Source organism: Streptomyces sp. B8-7 (assembly GCF_058833805.1).
Genome location: NZ_JBYRRL010000005.1, coordinates 221710 through 238572, shown reverse-complemented (window position 1 = coordinate 238572; position 16863 = coordinate 221710). Strand labels below are relative to the sequence as shown.

Annotated in this window: 10 protein-coding genes; 4 read left to right on the top strand and 6 right to left on the bottom strand. The window is 75.8% G+C overall.

Annotated features, from left to right (window positions below):
* Positions 1-70 precede the first annotated feature (70 nt).
* Positions 71-1894, top strand: coding sequence for a glycoside hydrolase family 3 protein (locus AC5K6T_RS25295; RefSeq protein ID WP_493212519.1), 1824 nt, complete (start codon positions 71-73; stop codon positions 1892-1894).
* A gap of 261 nt (positions 1895-2155) precedes the next feature.
* Here the strand turns inward: AC5K6T_RS25295 and AC5K6T_RS25290 are convergent, their stop codons facing one another.
* The 3 genes from AC5K6T_RS25290 to AC5K6T_RS25280 form a co-directional block, all read right to left on the bottom strand.
* Positions 2156-3583 carry a S28 family serine protease gene (locus tag AC5K6T_RS25290; protein ID WP_493212517.1) on the bottom strand — a complete coding sequence of 476 codons (1428 nt, stop codon included), beginning with the start codon at positions 3581-3583 and terminating at the stop codon, positions 2156-2158.
* Positions 3584-3699: 116 nt separating this feature from the next.
* Positions 3700-4092, bottom strand: a complete 393-nt coding sequence (locus AC5K6T_RS25285) for a hypothetical protein (RefSeq protein ID WP_493212516.1) — start codon at positions 4090-4092, stop codon at positions 3700-3702.
* Positions 4093-4282: 190 nt separating this feature from the next.
* Positions 4283-8083: an ABC transporter ATP-binding protein gene (locus AC5K6T_RS25280; RefSeq protein ID WP_493212514.1), complete on the bottom strand. Its 3801-nt coding sequence runs from the start codon at positions 8081-8083 to the stop codon at positions 4283-4285.
* Between the two features lie 385 nt (positions 8084-8468).
* Between AC5K6T_RS25280 and AC5K6T_RS25275 the strand changes: the two genes are divergently transcribed.
* Positions 8469-9269: an endonuclease I family protein gene (locus AC5K6T_RS25275; RefSeq protein ID WP_493212512.1), complete on the top strand. Its 801-nt coding sequence runs from the start codon at positions 8469-8471 to the stop codon at positions 9267-9269.
* Positions 9270-9615: 346 nt separating this feature from the next.
* On the opposite strand, the gene AC5K6T_RS25270 is transcribed toward AC5K6T_RS25275, so the two are convergent.
* Both AC5K6T_RS25270 and speB read right to left on the bottom strand, forming a co-directional pair.
* On the bottom strand, positions 9616-11301 hold the full coding sequence (locus AC5K6T_RS25270; RefSeq protein ID WP_493212511.1) for a thiamine pyrophosphate-binding protein: 1686 nt from the start codon (positions 11299-11301) through the stop codon (positions 9616-9618).
* Positions 11298-12278: an agmatinase gene (gene speB / locus AC5K6T_RS25265; protein ID WP_493212509.1), complete on the bottom strand. Its 981-nt coding sequence runs from the start codon at positions 12276-12278 to the stop codon at positions 11298-11300. Before speB ends, AC5K6T_RS25270 begins: the two co-directional genes overlap by 4 nt.
* A 552-nt stretch (positions 12279-12830) precedes the next feature.
* Here speB and AC5K6T_RS25260 point away from each other — a divergent pair.
* Together AC5K6T_RS25260 and AC5K6T_RS25255 are read left to right on the top strand one after the other, a co-directional pair.
* A complete protein-coding gene (locus AC5K6T_RS25260) occupies positions 12831-14327 on the top strand; it encodes a PucR family transcriptional regulator ligand-binding domain-containing protein (RefSeq protein ID WP_493212507.1) in 1497 nt (498 codons plus the stop codon).
* Positions 14328-14997: 670 nt separating this feature from the next.
* The gene (locus AC5K6T_RS25255) at positions 14998-15786 is read left to right on the top strand and encodes a phosphatase (RefSeq protein ID WP_493212505.1); all 789 of its coding nucleotides are present in this window, start codon (positions 14998-15000) and stop codon (positions 15784-15786) included.
* Positions 15787-15964: 178 nt separating this feature from the next.
* Here AC5K6T_RS25255 and AC5K6T_RS25250 read toward each other — a convergent pair whose 3' ends face one another.
* Positions 15965-16840 carry an acyl-CoA thioesterase gene (locus AC5K6T_RS25250; protein ID WP_493212503.1) on the bottom strand — a complete coding sequence of 292 codons (876 nt, stop codon included), beginning with the start codon at positions 16838-16840 and terminating at the stop codon, positions 15965-15967.
* Positions 16841-16863: the final 23 nt, after the last annotated feature.

Genomic DNA, 16863 nt, shown 5'->3' with positions numbered 1-16863 from the left:
CCTCCCGGATATTGGTGTCCCTCGGAAGGTTCCTCCAGCGGACCGTCGCAGCCCTCCGGAAGGAGCGCACGTGCAGCACGGCACGGCAAGCACCGCGAAACCCTCCCGCCGTACGGTTCTCGCCGCGGGCGCGGGCCTGTCCGCCGCGCTCGCGGGCGGCACACCGGCGCAGGCGCACGAGGCCGGACACGACCGCCGCCTGCGGGCACTGATCTCCGGCATGACGCTGGAGGACAAGGTCGGCCAGCTCTTCGTCTCCCGGGTGTACGGCCACTGCGCCACCGCCCCCGACCAGGCCGACGCCGACGCCAACCTGAGGGAGTTCGGCGTGCGCACGGCCGCCGAGCTGATCGCCCGCTACCGGCTGGGCGGGGTCGTCTACTTCACATGGGCGCACAACACCCGCGACCCCCGGCAGATCGCCGGGCTGTCCAACGGCATCCAGCGGGCCTCCCTGGACCTGCCGGGCGGGCTGCCGCTGCTGATCTCCACCGACCAGGAACACGGCGCCGTCTGCCGGATCGGCGCGCCCGCCACGCTGTTCCCCGGCGCGATGGCGATCGGCGCGGGCGGCTCCCGCGCCGACGCGCGCACGCTGGGCCGGATCGCGGGGCGCGAACTGCGCGCGACGGGTGTCCGGCAGGACTACGCGCCGGTCGCCGACGTGAACGTCGACCCGGCCAACCCGGTGATCGGGGTACGGTCCTTCGGCTCCGACCCGGCCGCCGTGTCCCGGCTGGTGGCGGCCGAGACCGACGGCTACCGGAGCGCCCGGGTCGCGGCCACGGCCAAGCACTTCCCCGGGCACGGCGACACCGCGGTCGACAGCCACCACGGCTTCCCGGTCATCACGCACACCCGGGCACAGTGGGAGGAACTGGACGCGCCGCCGTTCCGGGCGGCGATCGAGGCCGGCGTCGACGCGATCATGACCGCGCACATCCTCGTGCCCGCGCTCGACGGCTCCGGGGACCCGGCCACCCTCTCCCGCCCCGTCGTCACCGGCATCCTGCGCGAGGAGCTCGGCTACGACGGCGTCGTGGTCACCGACGCCCTCGACATGGCGGGCGTCCGGCAGAAGTACGGGGACGACCGGGTGCCGGTGCTCGCCCTGCTGGCGGGCGTCGACCAGCTCCTCAACCCGCCCCGGCTGGACGTGGCGTGGCGCGCGGTGCTCGACGCCGTGCGGGACGGCGAGCTGACCGAGCGGCGGCTGGACCGTTCGGTGCTGCGGGTGCTGCGGCTGAAGGCGCGGCTCGGGCTGCTGGACGCACCGTACGTGCGGCTGCCGGAGGTGGACCGCACCGTGGGCGCCCGGGCGCACCGGGCGGCCGCCGACCGGATCGCGGAGCGCACCACGACCCTCCTGGTCAACGAGGGCGGACTGCTGCCGCTGTCGCCCACCGCGCACGGCCGGCTGCTGGTGGCCGGCGCCGACCCGGCGTCGCCGTCCGGCACCACCGGCCCGCCCACCGCGGTGCTCGCCGCCGCGCTCACCGCGCTGGGCTTCACGGCCACGGCCCTGCCCACGGGCACGGCGCCCTCCCCGGAGGCGGCCGACCGCGCGGTGGCGGCTGCGGCGGAGGCGGACGCGGTGGTGGTGGCCACGTACAACGTCACCGCGGGCAGCGCCCAGCAGGCACTGGTGCGGCGCCTGCTGGCGACGGGCGTGCCCGTGGTGGCCGTGGCCGTGCGCAATCCCTACGACGTGGCGCACCTGCCCGGCGTCCCGGCCGCTCTGGCGGCGTACTCGTGGACCGACGTCGAACTGCGCGCGGCCGCCCGGGTGATCGCCGGGGAGGTGGCACCGCGCGGGAGGCTGCCGGTGCCGGTGCGGCGGGCCGACGACCCGGCGCGGGTGCTGTATCCGCCGGGCCACGGCCTGACGTACTGAGCGGCGTCACCGCGCCCGCCCGCCGGAGCCGTGCGGGGTGTCCGCAGCGGGACACCGCCGGGCGGGGGCGGGCCGGACCGTGCGGAGGCCCGGACGCCGGGCCGCCGGACCGCACCGGGGCGTCGCCGCGCCGGGCGGCCCGGACGGCGGGCGGGACCGGGCCGCCGGACGCGCCGCGCCGGCCCCCGCCCGCCGCCCGGACGGCGGTGCGGCGGGGGCCGGCGGTGCCGGGCCCGGACGGGCCGGACGGCCCTGCGGGGGTCAGCGGCGCGGGCCGCGGTCCGGCATCCGCCGGTCCAGCTTGGCGTCGTACGCGGCGAGCGGCCGGGCCGACGACGGATCCGCCCGGACCGCGGCGGGGGCGACGCCCGCCCACTGGAGGATCCGGGCCGTGGCGAGGTCCCTCTGGTCCTCGGCCAGGCCGGCGACGCGGGCGCCGTGGTTGGCGCCGGGCGCGGTGAAGACGTAGGAGTCACGGGCGTGCCGGCCGAGGCGGAAGCGCTCCGCGCCCCACGGGTCGTTCTCGCCGTAGACGAACATCATGTGGTGGGCGTGGTGCCGCACCCAGGAGTCCACGTCCCGCATGGCGCGCGGCTGGAAGGTCATCGGGATGTCCCGGGGCACGAAGTTCCGCGGCGGCTGGTAGCCGTAGCGCAGGTACTTCCGCTCGATGTGCGGGAAGCCGATGGTGGGCGCGCCCAGCTGGGTGCCCGCCTGGTAGTAGTACGGCGTGTACGGCTCCAGGCCCTGGTCGGTGTAGAAGGAGAACCCGGAGATCGCGTCGACCGAGTCCCAGATCTCGTCGTCGGTGGCGTGTGCGGCGTCCCCGGGGATGGTGTCGCAGTCGGAGAGCAGGCTGTACTGCCAGAAGCCCCACACGTAGTCGAGCACCACGGCCTCGTAGGCGCGGTCGAGGCTGCCGACGGTGGTGAAGGTGTAGCCGTGGTCGGCGGCGTAGGCCGCGTACCTCGCCTCCAGCGGCTCGCGGCGCACGAGCGCCTCGCGCTGGACGGCGTTCAGCCGGTCGCGGCACTCCTCGGTGCCGACGGAGGCGAAGAAGCGGTCGTAGGCGGAGTCCTCCTTGTCGACCACGTCGTTGGGGGCGACGTAGGCGACGACGCCGTCCATGTCGCGCGGGTAGAAGCGCTCGTAGTAGGTCGCGGTCATGCCGCCCTTGGAGCCGCCGGTGGAGATCCAGTTCTTGCGGTACAGGGGCTTGAGCGCCCTGAAGATGCGGTGCTGGTCGCTGGCGGCCTGCCAGATGTCCAGCTTGCTCCAGTCGGCCGGGGACGGCCGGGACGGGGTGAAGTAGCGGTACTCCATGGAGATCTGGTTGCCGTCCACGATCTGGGTCGGCTCGCGGCGGCTGGGCGTGGTGGAGACGAAGTAGCCGCCGGTGTAGAAGACGGTGGGGCGGTCGACGTCCTTGTGCAGGACGGTGATCCGCTGCTGGAACGTGCCCTTCCACGGCCGCCGGTGGTCCACCGGCTGGGTGTACTCCAGGACGAAGAACCGGTAGCCGGTGTAGGGCTTCTCCTCGACCAGGCTCATGCCCGGTACGGAGAGCAGGCGGTCCTTGATGTCGGTGGTGACCGTGGCCTTAGGCTGGGCCGCGGTGGCGGCTCCGGCCGTGCTCAGCGTGCCGATGAGCACGGCGAGCGCGAGCAGCCATCTGAGCGCCTTGCGCATGCACCCTCCCTGTGAAACAGATGTGCGCCGGAAGCTATCGGAGCAACTCCGTTCACACCAGGGGCTGTTGCGCACACCTGCGGCCGGAAGACGTCATCGGGGCGGGCGGGGCGCGCTCAGCACAGGATCCAGCCGGAGCTGACCGAGCCGCTGCCGCGGGAGCCCTTGACGCGGACGCAGCGCTGCCCGGCGTAGGTGTCCACCGGTCCGATGCGGCTGGTGCGCGCGCCCTCCCGGTGCGCGGCACGCAGGCCGCGCGCCTGCACGCTCACACTCATCCAGCGGCGCGGGCCGGGATGCCTGGCGCGGGTGACGGCGCACACCAGGCCGCCGCTCTTGTAGAGGTGCACGGCGCCCGTGGAGAAGGACAGCGTGCGGACCTTGCGGCCGTGGCAGGTGCCGGCCGCGGCCGCGTGGGCGGCGCCCGGTGCGCCGACCGCCAGCAGTCCGGACGCGGCCAGCACGGCTGTGCCCACGGCGAGCCGCCTGCGTATCGCGCTCCTGTCCACCGTCGTCGTCCCTTCCGCCCCGCCAGACCCGCGCCGTCCTGAGGTACGGACGCGGGGCGGGGGCCGGACGGTTGCGTGGCCGGTCGCGCCGGCCGCCCCGGGCCGCAGGCCGCCCCCAGGCCCGGCCCCACCGGACCGCCCGGCCCCGGACCGCCCGGAGCCCGGCCGCCGTGGCGGCCGGGCGGCCCCGTCAGCCCGCCGTGGTGACCGGCTCGCCGACGAAGGTCGCCCACAGCCGGGCGTAGCGTCCGCCGCGGGCCAGCAGTTCCTCGTGGGTGCCGTCCTCGGCGACCTGCCCGTGGTCCATGACGACCACCCGGTCCGCGCGGGCGGCGGTGGTCAGCCGGTGCGCGACGACGAGGGTGGTGCGCCGCCCGGTGAGCCGGTCGGTGGCCTGGTTGACCTGCGCCTCGGTGGCCAGGTCGAGCGCGGCGGTCGCCTCGTCGAGCAGCAGGACGTCGGGGTCGACCAGTTCGGCGCGGGCGAGCGCGATCAGCTGGCGCTGCCCGGCGGAGAGGTTGCGGCCGCGCTCGGCGACCTGGTGCAGGTAGCCGCCCTCCAGCGTGGCGATCATCTCGTGGGCACCGACCGCACGGGCGGCCGCCTCCACCTCGGCGTCGCTCGCGTCCGGGCGGCCGTAGGCGATGGCGTCGCGGACGGTGCCGGGGAAGAGGTAGGCCTCCTGCGGCACGACGCCCAGCCGGTGCCGGTAGGCGGTGAGGTCCAGGTCGCGCAGGTCGGTGCCGTCGACGGTGACGCGTCCGCGGGTCGGGTCGTAGAACCGGGCGACCAGCTTGACCAGCGTCGACTTCCCGGCGCCGGTCTCGCCGACGAAGGCGACGGTCTGCCCGGCCGGGATGCGCAGGTCGACGCCGTGGAGGGCGGCCTCCGGACCGTCTGCGGTGCGGTAGGCGAAGTCCACGCCCTCGAAGGCGATGTCACCGCGCAGGGAGCGCACCGGACGGGGCTCGTCGGCGGGCCGGGTGGAGGCCGGTTCGCGGAGCAGCTCCTGGATGCGGCCCAGGGAGACGGACGCCTGCTGGTAGCCGTCGAAGACCTGGGACAGCTGCTGGACGGGTGCGAAGAACAGGTCGATGTACAGCAGGTAGGCGACCAGGGCGCCGGTGGTCAGGGTGGCCGCGGCGACCCGGCCGGAGCCGGTGACGAGGACGGCGGCGGCCGCTCCGGCGGCCAGGAGCTGCACGAACGGGAAGTACACGGAGATCAGCCACTGGCCGTGCACGCGCGCCCGCCGGTAGTCGTCGCTGCGCTCGGCGAAGTGCCGCACTCCGGCCGGCTCACGCCTGAAGGCCTGCACGATGCGCAGCCCGGCCACGGTCTCCTGCAGCTCCGCGTTGACCACCGACACGCGCTCGCGGGCGAGTTCGTACGCCTTCACGCTCGCGCGGCGGAAGTAGTACGTGGCGACGGCCAGCAGCGGCAGGGTCGCGAACACGACGAGGGCGAGCTGGAGGTCGATCACCAGCAGGGCGACCATGATGCCGAAGAAGGTGACGACCGAGACGAACGCGGTGACCAGGCCGGTCTGGAGGAACGTGGACAGGGCGTCGACGTCGGTGGTCATCCGGGTCATGATGCGGCCGGTCAGCTCGCGCTCGTAGTAGTCGAGGCCGAGCCGCTGGAGCTGGGCGAAGATCTTCAGCCGCAGCGCGTACAGCACGCGTTCGCCGGTCCGGCCGGTCATCCGGGTCTCGGCGGTCTGCGCGGCCCACTGGGCGAGTACGGCGAGCAGGGCGACCAGGGAGGCGGCCCAGACGGCGCCCAGCGCGGCCCGGCTGACGCCGCTGTCGATGCCGTGCCGGATCAGCACGGGCAGCAGCAGGCCCATGCCCGCGTCCATGGCGACCAGGCCGAGGCTGATCAGCAGCGGGAGCCCGAAGCCGTGCAGCAGCCTGCGCAGGCCGTACCGCACCTCGGGGCGGGTGGCGTGCGCCTCGTCGACCTCGGGGGTGTCGGCGGCGGGGGGCAGCGCCGCGACCCGGGCGAGCAGCTCGGGTGTGGCCGGGGTGCCGGCGAACGCGGCGTCGCGGGGCTCGCGGTCCCCGGCCCACAGGCGGGGGGTGATGCCGCGCTCGGTGTCGAACTCACCGTCGTACCGGGGGTCGAGGTCGCCACCGAACCGGGCGGCCGGTCCGGCGCCCTGCCAGTCGCGGGCGTAGCCGTCGGGCGTGAGACCGGCGGGTACGGCGGCCGGACCGGTGTCCCCGGTGGAGCCGCCGGCCGGGGTGTGGCCCGGGGAGACGCCGCCGAGCTCCTCGGCGTCGGTGAGCAGGCGGCGGTAGAGCGCGGAGCGCCGCTGGAGCTCCTCGTGGGTGCCGAGGTCGGCGAGCCGGCCGGCGTCGAGGACGGCGATGCGGTCGGCGAGGTTCAGGGTGGAGCGGCGGTGGGCGATCAGCAGGGTGGTGCGGCCCCGCATGACGGCCTTGAGCGCCTCGTGGATCTCGTGCTCGACGCGGGCGTCGACGGCGGAGGTGGCGTCGTCGAGGACGAGCAGCCGGGGGTCGGTGAGCAGGGCGCGGGCGAGGGCGATGCGCTGGCGCTGTCCGCCGGACAGGGTCAGACCGTGCTCGCCGACCCTGGTGGCGTAGCCGTCGGGCAGCTCGGTGATGAAGCCGTCGGCCTGGGCGGTGCGGGCGGCCTGCTCGATCTGCTCGTCGGTGGCGTCGGGGCGGCCGTAGGCGATGTTGGCGCGGACGGTGTCGGAGAAGAGGAAGGAGTCCTCGGGCACCAGGCCGATCGCGGCCCGCAGCGAGTCCTGGGTCAGCTCGCGCACGTCGTGCCCGCCGATCAGGACGGCGCCGTGCGTGACGTCGTAGAAGCGCGGCAGCAGCAGGGAGACGGTGGACTTGCCGGAGCCTGAGGAGCCGACGACGGCGAGGGTCTCGCCGGGGCGGATCTCGAAGGACAGCCCGCGCAGCACGGGCCGCTCCTCGTCGTAGCCGAAGGAGACGTCGTCGAACTCGACGGTGGCGGGTGCGTCGGCGGGCAGCTTTCTGGTGCCGTCCCGCAGGACCGGCTCGGTGTCGATCAGCTCCAGGACCCGCTCGGTGCCGGCGCGGGCCTGCTGGGCGACGGTGAGGACCATGGCCAGCATGCGGACCGGGCCGACGAGCTGGGCGAGGTAGGTGGAGAAGGCGACGAAGGTGCCGAGGGTGATGTCGCCGCGGACCGCCAGCCAGCCGCCGAGGGCGAGCATGGCGACCTGGCCGAGGGCCGGGACGGCCTGGAGGGCCGGGGTGTAGCGGCTGTTGAGGCGGATGGTCCGCAGCCGCCCGGCGAACAGCTTCCGCCCGACCTCGCGCAGCTTGCCGGTCTCCTGCTCCTCCTGCCCGAATCCCTTCACCACGCGGACGCCGCTCACGGCGCCGTCGACCACCCCGGCCACGGCTGCGGCCTGGGCCTGGGCGTACCAGGTGGCGGGGTGCAGCCGGGTGCGGCTGCGGCGGGCGATCCACCACAGCGCGGGCGCGACGGCGACCGCGACCAGCGTGAGCGGGAGGGAGAGCCAGGCCATCACGACCAGGGAGATGGCGAAGAGGGCGAAGTTGCCGATGGTCATCGGCAGCATGAACAGCAGGCTCTGGATCAGCTGGAGGTCGCTGGTGGCGCGGCCGACGACCTGGCCGGTGGACAGCTCGTCCTGGCGGCGCCCGTCGAGGCGGGTGATCGTCTCGAACATCTCGGTGCGCAGGTCGTGCTGGACGTCGAGGGCGAGCCGGCCGCCGTAGTAGCGGCGCACGTAGGTCAGGGCGTACACGACGAGAGCCGCGGCCACGAGGCCGGCCGCCCAGGGGGCCATGTCCCGGGTGCGGGCGCCGATGACGTCGTCGATGATCACCTTGGTGATCAGGGGGACCACGGCCATCACGGCCATGCCGAGCAGCGAGGAGGCCAGGGCCAGGACGACGTCCCCCGGGTAGCGCCAGGCGTGGCCCGCCAGTCTCCGTGCCCATCCCCGTTGCGGTTCCACGCGGTGCCTTCCCCTCGGCCTGATCTTCCGCAAGGCTCCAACGCCGTCGGCGGCCGATTTCATCCCGCCGCGGGGGTGACGTTCCTGCGTCGGGCGAGGTCGGGGCGCCGGCTGGGGCGGTGGCGACGGGCCCGGAAGGGCGACGGCGGGGCGACGGGGCCCGGAGGGGCGACGGCGGGGCGACGGGGCCCGGAGGGACGACGGCGGGGCGACGGGGCCCGGAGGGACGACGGCGGGGCGACGGCGGCCGGGCTCTGCCGGGTCGGTGGCCCCGGCCGCGTGTGGAGCTGTCATGCACCGGACATCATTCGTTCACCCCATCGTGCACATGTGCGTGCCACTCTCCCGTTGCCGCACTCATCAACCCGCGTAGATCGGACCCCACATGCCGACATCACGTGTACGCCGCTGGAAGCCGGCGGCTCTCGCCGCCGCGCTCCTGGCCGGCCTGACGGCCCCCACCCTGAGCGCGACCCCGGCCGCCGCCACCACGACGGCGTACGACTCCACCTACTACAAGAACGCGGCCGGCAAGACCGGCACCAGCCTCAAGGCGTCCCTGCACACCATCATCAGCAGCCAGACGGCGCTCTCCTACTCCGCCGTGTGGGACGCGCTGAAGGTCACCGACCAGGACCCGGACGACAGCGGCCACGTGATTCTGCTGTACTCGGGCATATCCCGCAGCAAGTCCCTCAACGGCGGCAGCGTCGGCGACTGGAACCGCGAGCACGTGTGGGCCAAGTCGCACGGGGACTTCGGCACCTCCACCGGCCCCGGCACCGACCTGCACCACCTGCGCCCCGCCGACGTCCAGGTCAACTCCCGCCGCGGCAACCTGGACTTCGACGACGGCGGCAGCACCTTCACCAACAGCGGCGGCAGCCGCGTCGACTCCGACTCCTTCGAGCCGCGCGACGCGGTCAAGGGCGACGTGGCCCGCATGATCCTCTACATGGCCGTGCGCTACGAGGGCGACGACGGCCGGCCCGACCTGGAGCCCAACAACTACGTGAACAACGGCAGCGCCCCCTGCATGGGCCGGCTGTCCGTGCTCAAGCAGTGGAACGAGCAGGACCCGCCGGACGCCTTCGAGGAGCGCCGCAACCAGCTGATCTACGACTCCTACCAGCACAACCGCAACCCGTTCGTCGACCACCCGGAATGGGTCGAGGCGATCTGGTAGCAGCGCGCCGGGGCCACCGCCCCACCGCGCGCCGGCCCGGACCGCGCGCGCCCGGCCGGACCGCGGGGGCGCCCGGCCCGGGGCGCCCGGTCCGGGCGGGCGGCTCCGCCCGGACCGGGGTCCGCCCGGACCCCGGCGGCCTGAGCGGAGCGACCCGGGCGACCCGGGCACGGCGACCGGGGCGGGCAGCGGACCCGAGGTCCGGTCGCCCGCCCGCCCGCCCGCGCCCCGGCCGCCGGGCCGGTGGACCGGTGGGCCGGTGGGCCGGTGGACCGGCCCGGCCCGCGGATCCGGTGGCCGCGCCCGGCCGGGGAGGACCTGCCCGGCCGCCGCTCCGGACCCGCGCTCAGCCCAGATGGGTGGGCGCGAACATCCGCAGCACCGCCGGCAGCACCACCACCGAGGGCCCCGGCTCGGCCAGGGCCCGCGCCAGGTCGGCCTCCAGGGACCCGGGGCCGCTGCGGACACCCGGCACCCCGAAGGACTCGGCGAGGGCCACGAAGTCCGGCCGGGCCAGCTCCGTGCCCGTCACCCGGCCGAACGCGTCCGTCATGTACTCGCGCAGGATGCCGTAGCCGCCGTCGTCGACGATCAGCCAGGTGACGTCGAGACCGTACTGACGGGCGGTGGCCAGCTCGGCGACCGAGTAGAGCGCACCGCCGTCACCGGACACCGCGAGGACCGGGCGGGTGGGGTCGGCCACGGCGGCGCCCAGCGCCGCGGGCAGCCCGTAGCCGAGGCCGCCGGAACCCTGCGCGGAGTGCATGTGGTTGGGACCCATCGGGTCGAACGCCGACCACGCCCAGTAGGCCAGGATCGTCATGTCCCAGAAGGACGGGGAGCCGGCCGGCAGCGCCCTGCGGACGGACGCCAGCACCTGCCGCTCCAGGGTCAGTTCCTGCGCGTCGATACGCCCGCGCACCCGGGCCAGGACCTCGCGCACCCGCTCCTCGGCCGTGTCGTCGGCCCGCTCCGGAACGGTCTCCAGCAGGGCCTGGAGCGCGAGGCGGGCATCGGCGTGGATGCCGAGGGCCGGGTGGTTGGACTCCAGCTTGCCGAGGTCGGCCTCGATCTGCACGACGCGGCCGCGCGGACGGAAGGTGTGGTAGTTGGAGGACAGTTCGCCCAGCCCCGAGCCGACCACCAGCAGGACGTCGGCGTCCTCCAGGAAGTCCGTCATGTGGCGGTCCTCCAGCCAGGACTGGAGGGACAGCGGGTGCTCCCAGGGGAAGGCGCCCTTGCCGCCGAAGGTGGTCACCACCGGGGCCCGCAGCCGCTCCGCCAGCTTCCTCAGCTTGCCGGAGGCGTCCGCGCGGACGACACCGCCGCCCGCCACGACCGCCGGCCGGGACGCGGAGGCCAGCAGATGCGCCGCCAGCGCCGTCAGCTCCACCCGCGGCACCAGCTCCTCCGGGGTGGCGTCCACGCCGGTCACCACCGGCAGCGCGGCCGGCGCCAGCAGCACGTCCTGCGGGATCTCCACCCACACCGGGCCGTGCGGCGCGCTCAGCGCCGACTTCCACGCCGCGGCCACGGCGGAGGGGATCTGGGACTGGGTGCGGACCTGGTGCACGGACTTGACCACGCCCCGGAACGAGGCCGCCTGGTCGGGCAGTTCGTGCAGGTAGCCGCGGCGGCCGCCGCCCAGGCCCGCCACCGGGACCTGGCTGGCGATCGCCAGCACCGGCGCGGAGGCGGCCGCCGCCTCCTGCAGCGCGGCCAGCGAGGTCAGCGCGCCGGGGCCGGTCGACAGCAGCAGCGGGGCCGCCTCGCCGGTGACCCGGCCGTAGGCGTCGGCGGCGAAGCCGGCGTTGTTCTCCACCCGCAGTCCCACGTACCGCAGGTCGGAGCGGCCCACCGCGTCGAACAGACCCAGGGCGTGCTGGCCGGGCAGGCCGAAGACGGTCGTCGCGCCCAGCCCGGCCAGGGTCTCCACGACCAGGTCCCCGCCGGTGCGGCCGGCCGGCGGATCCAGCGCCGCCGCGGTCTGCGCCTGCGTCGGCCGGAGCACCAGGTCGTGGTCGTGGGTCACTTGGCTTCGGTCCCCTTCCGGGCCGCGGCGATCTGGCGGCTCATGATGGTGGTCAGTTCGTACGCCGTGTGGGACGCGGCCACCGACGTGATCTCCGCGTGATCGTAGGCCGGGGCGACCTCCACCACGTCGGCGGAGACCAGGTTGCAGGACGCGAGCCCGCGCAGGATCTCCAGGAGCTCGCGGGAGGTCATGCCGCCGGCCTCGGGGGTGCCGGTGCCGGGGGCGTGCGCCGGGTCCAGGCAGTCGATGTCGATGGAGATGTACAGCGGGCGGTCCCCGATGCGCTGGCGCAGCTGGTCGGCGACCTCGTCGGCGCCGCGGCGGTAGACGTCGGCCGAGGTGACGATGCCGAAGCCCATCTTCTCGTCGTCCGTCAGGTCCTGCTTGCCGTACAGCGGGCCGCGCGTGCCGACGTGGGAGAGGGCGGAGGTGTCGAGGATGCCCTCCTCCACGGCGCGGCGGAACGGCGTGCCGTGGGTGTACTCGGCGCCGAAGTAGGTGTCCCAGGTGTCCAGGTGCGCGTCGAAGTGCAGCAGGGCGACCGGGCCGTGCTTCCTTGCCGTCGAGCGCAGCAGCGGCAGCGCGATGGTGTGGTCGCCGCCGAGGGTCATCAGGCGGGCGCCGGTGGCGAGCAGGTCGTCGGCCGCGGCCTCGACCGTCTCCACCGCCTCGTTGATGTTGAACGGGTTCACGGCGATGTCACCGCCGTCCGCGACCTGGGCCAGCGCGAACGGGGAGGCGTCCTGCGCCGGGTTGTAGGGGCGCAGCAGCCGGGACGCCTCCCGGATGGCGTTGCCGCCGAAGCGGGCACCGGGCCGGTACGAGACGCCGGAGTCGAACGGCACGCCCACCACGGCGACGTCGGCGGTGCCGACCTCGTCCAGGCGGGGCAGCCGGGCGAAGGTGGCCGGGCCGGCGTACCGCGGGATCCGGGAGGAGTCGACCGGCCCGCGGGGCGTCTCGTTGCTGCTCATGTCACATGCCTTCTTCCTGCGTGCAGCCGTCCATGCGCCGTTCTGCTCGGCCATGTACCGCTGTGCACTGCTATGCACTGCTATGCACTGCTTTCCGTATGACTCTACTGACGCCCTGGGGGCGTGGTGGCGGCCGGGCCCGCCACGCCCCGGGGCGGCCGGGCGACGGCCGGGCCGGCGTCCGCACCCGGAGCCCGGGGGCGGCAGCCCAGGGGCTCCGCCCCGGGGCGGAGCCCCTGGGCCGGAGTCCGGGGCCGGAGTCCTGGACCGGAGTCCTGGACCGGAGTCCACGGCCACCCCCGGACCATCACCCGGGCCGCCCGGCCGCGACCGGGCGGGCGCCCCCACGGCCCCGCGGTGTACGCGCCGGACGGGCGGGCGGGCCGCGGGGGCGGGTCCGGGGCTGCCGCGGCGACCCGGCTCCGGGAGCTCCGCCGGGCCCCGCTTCCTGGCCCGGCCGGACGCGCTCGACCGACAGTAGGTGGCCGGAGCCCGGCTGCGAAGTGTACGTTTCCTCCATCGGCACGGACCGATATGGAGGAAACGCACATCATGACCGAGCCGGCCGCGCTCACCGCGCCTCCCACGCCTCCGGTACCGCTGAGCGCGCTGCTCGCCCGGGAGGACCTCGGGCTGCGCAGGATCGCCGGTCCGGGGGACCCCGGCACGGCCGTCCACTGGGCGCACGCCTCCGAGATGGCCGACCCGTACCCGTATCTGCTGGGCGGCGAGCTGCTGCTGTCGGCGGGCGCGCACATCCCCCGGGGCGCGGAGGCGGACGCGCACTGCGACGCCTACGTCTCGCGGATCGTCGCCGCGGGCGGCGCGGCACTGGGGTTCGGGCTCGCCCCGGTCCACGACAGGGTGCCGGACGCCCTGCTCGCGGCCTGCGACCGGCACGGGCTGCCGCTGCTGCTGGTGCCGCCGCGGACCACGTTCTCCGGGGTGGCCCGCGCGGTGTGGCAGCTGATGGCACGGGCCCGCACGGCCGAGCTGCGGCGGGTGGCGCAGGCCCAGCAGGCGCTGGCGGCCGCCGCGGCCCGCCCGGACCCGGTTCCCTCGGTGCTGCGGCAGCTGGCCCGGCGGGCGGGCGGCAGGGCGGCGCTGTACGGGCCGGACGGCACGGAGGTCGCGGCGGCGGGGCGGGCCCCCTCGGCCGCCGCGGACGAGGCGCTCGCCGGGCTGGCCGCGCTGGTCGCCGACCGGGCCCGGGCGAGCGCCAGCGACACGGTGGCCGGCGCCCACCTCACCGCCTACGCGCTCGGCGCGGGGCGCGGCTTCGTGCTCGCCGTGGCGGCGCCCCGCCGCGACCCCGGCGACCACACCGTCGCCTCGGTCGCGGCGGTGCTGCTGTCGCTGCTGACCGGCGAGCAGCAGAGCGGCTCGGGCGCGGCCCGCTCCTCGGCGCTGGTCCGGCTGCTGCTGGGGACGCCGCCCGCCGAGGTGGCGCCGCTGCTGGGGGCCGGGCCGTGGCGGGTGGTGCACGCCCGGCCGGACGGGCCCGCCGCGCCCGGCCCGGTGGCCGCGTCGGGGCTGGGGGCGGCGCTGGGTTCGGCGCTGATCGACGTGGCGGACGCGGGACACGGGGGAGGTCCGGGGGACGGTGTGGTCCGGGTGCTGCTGCCGGGGACGCGGGACGCGGAGCCGCTGCCGGGGTGGACGCTCGGGGTGAGCGCCCCCGTCGGACCGGAGCGATGGCCGGCCGCCGATGCGCAGGCGGGCCGCGCCCTGGCCCGGGCCCGCGCCACCCGCACCGCCCTGGTCCGGCACGGCGCGGCCCGTCCGGGCCTCGCGGAGCTGGTGCCGGACGCGGACGCCGAGGCGCACGCCGCCACGCTGCTGGCCCCGCTCGCGGACCGCCCCGAGCTGGTGGAGACGCTGCGGGCCTGGCTGTCCCTGCACGGCAGCTGGGACCGCACCGCGGTCGCTCTGTCCGTCCACCGCAACACCGTGCGCCAGCGCATCTCCCGCTGCGCGGCCCTGCTGGCGGCCGACCTGGACGACCCCGACGTCCGCATGGAGCTGTGGTTCGCCCTGCGCCACGGGTGACAGCGGCCCCACGGCCCGGTGCCACGGCGGGACCGGGTACCCGGGGCGGGCCCGCGGCAGGGCGGCCCGCACGGCACGGGCCGTACACACGGGCGCCGGGCACGGCGGGGAACCACCGGGGACGACCGGGCACCGCCGGGGACCACCGCGACGGCGGCGGCACGGCGACGGCACGGCGACGACGACGGATCAGGACCGCCGGGCTCCCGCGGGCGAGGACGACCACAGCCCCGGACAGCGGCCCCGGTCCGGTCGGCCGCGGCCCCAGGCCCGGAGCCGAAGCCGGAGCCGGGGCCGGAGCCAGGCCCGGGGCCGCGGCCGGGGCCAGGGCCGCGGCCGGGGCCAGGGCCGCGGCCGGGGCCAGGGCCGCGGCCGGGGCCAGGGCCGGAGCCGGAGCCAGGGCCGGAGCCGGAGCCAGGCCCGGGGCCGCGGCCGGAGCCGGAGCCAGGCCCGGAGCCGGAGCCGGAGCCAGGCCCGGAGCCGGAGCCGGAGCCAGGCCCGGAGCCGGAGCCGGAGCTGGAGCCAGGCCCGGGGCCGGGGCCGGGGCCGCGCCCGGGGCCGGAGCCACTGCCCAAGGCCGGTGTCAGAGGCCGGGGCCCACGCAGTGACACACGTCCCAGCGGGCAGGACGGCCGGGAGCGGCGGGGAGGTCTGCCCCACAATGGGGACCATGCCGATATCCGGGACTCCCAGCCGCGCCGAGCTCGTCGAACACCTCGTCAGGACCCGTATCGCGGGCGACGTCGCCACACCGCGCGAGAACAACCTCTCCCACTACCGCCAGCTGGCCAACGGCGTCCGCAACTTCTGGCTCGGCCTGGAGCTGGGCGACCGCTGGACCGACGAGCAGGACGTGCTCGCGGTGATGGCGGAGCGCTGCGGGGTCAACGACGACCCGGAGTACCGGTACGGGCAGGACACCATCGACCCGGAGCTGACGGCCGACGCGCTGGAGCGGCTGGCCGCCCGGCTGCGCAAGGCGGCGGAGGACCGGCAGCGGGTGCTGTTCGCCACCGGCCACCCCGGCGGGCTGCTGGACGTGCACCGGGCGACCGCGGCGGCGCTGCGCGCGGCCGGCTGCGAGATCGTCGTCGTGCCCGACGGCCTGCAGACCGACGAGGGCTATGTGATGCAGTTCGCGGACGTCACGGTGCTGGAGCACGGCGCCACCCTGTGGCACACCCACTCGGGCGAGCCGATGCGGGCCGTCCTGACCGGGCTGGAGCGCGAGGGCCGCCCGCTGCCGGACCTGGTGGTCGCCGACCACGGCTGGGCGGGCTGCGCCGGGCAGCTCGGTGTCGACGCGGTCGGGTACGCCGACTGCAACGACCCCGCCCTGTTCCTCGCCGAGGCGGAGGGCACCGTGCAGGTGACGGTCCCGCTGGACGACCACGTGACCAGCCCGCGCCACTACGACCCGATGACGGCGTACCTGCTGGCGCAGGCCGGGCTGGTCTGAGCGTTCCGCCGGGAGTGCGGCGGTGTGCGGTGTGACGTCGGCCGGCCGCGGCAGCGTCCCGGCCGGCCGCGCGGCCCCGCGCCCCCTCCGGGGCGCCGCCGCACGGCGGGGGACCTCGCCCGGCCCGCCCGGGGCGGGCCGGAGGGCGCCGGGGCGCGCCCACGGCGCCGGGCGCCGGTCACCGGGGTACTCGGACGACGCCCTCCTGGATGACCGAGACGGCGAGGCGGCCGTCCTGGGTGTAGATGCGGGCCTGGCCGAGGCCGCGCCCGCCGGACGCCGACGGGGACTCCTGGTCGTACAGGAGCCACTCGTCGGCGCGGAACGGCCGGTGGAACCACATGGCGTGGTCCAGTGACGCCCCCACGACGTCGCCGACCGCCCAGCCGCCCCGGCCGTGCGCGAGCAGCACCGAGTCGAGCAGGGTCATGTCGGAGACGTAGGTGGCGAGCACGATGTGCAGCAGCGGTACGTCGAGCGCCCCGCTGAGCTTGCCGTTGGTGCGGAACCACACCTGGGAGTGCGGTTCGCGGGGCTGCCCGTACCGCCCGTACGGGGGTTCGTCGACGTACCGCAGGTCGATGGCCTCGCGGGCGGCGAGGAAGTGCTCGACGACCCGCGGGTCGAGGTGGTCGTAGACGCGCAGCCGGTCGTGCGGGGTCGGCAGGGTCGCCGGGTCGGGCGCGGCCGGCATGGGGGCCTGGTGGTCCAGGCCCTCCTCGTGCGTCTGGAACGACGCCGACAGCACGAAGATCGGCCTGCCGTGCTGCACCGCGACCGTACGGCGGGTGGTGAAGGAACGGCCGTCGCGGACGCGTTCGACGTCGTAGACGATGGGCGCGCCGGGGTCGCCCATGCGCAGGAAGTACGCGTGGAGCGAGTGGGCGGTCCGGTCGGCGGGGACCGTGCGCCCGGCGGCGACCATCGCCTGGGCCGCGACCTGGCCGCCGAACACCCGGGGGACGACGGAGGGCCGCGACTGGCCGCGGAAGATGTTCTCCTCGATCTGCTCCAGGTCGAGCAGGTCGAGGAGATCCTGGAGTGCCTGGCTCATGGGTCGGTGGGTACCTGCCGGCT

Excerpts from the sequence above, each read along its gene's own strand:
- AC5K6T_RS25290 (WP_493212517.1), bottom strand. The coding sequence starts at position 3,583 with ATGCGCAAGGCGCTCAGATGGCTGCTCGCGCTCGCCGTGCTCATCGGC.
- AC5K6T_RS25275 (WP_493212512.1), top strand. The coding sequence starts at position 8,469 with ATGCCGACATCACGTGTACGCCGCTGGAAGCCGGCGGCTCTCGCCGCC.
- speB (WP_493212509.1), bottom strand. The coding sequence starts at position 12,278 with ATGAGCAGCAACGAGACGCCCCGCGGGCCGGTCGACTCCTCCCGGATC.
- AC5K6T_RS25260 (WP_493212507.1), top strand. The coding sequence starts at position 12,831 with ATGACCGAGCCGGCCGCGCTCACCGCGCCTCCCACGCCTCCGGTACCG.
- AC5K6T_RS25255 (WP_493212505.1), top strand. The coding sequence starts at position 14,998 with ATGCCGATATCCGGGACTCCCAGCCGCGCCGAGCTCGTCGAACACCTC.
- AC5K6T_RS25250 (WP_493212503.1), bottom strand. The coding sequence starts at position 16,840 with ATGAGCCAGGCACTCCAGGATCTCCTCGACCTGCTCGACCTGGAGCAG.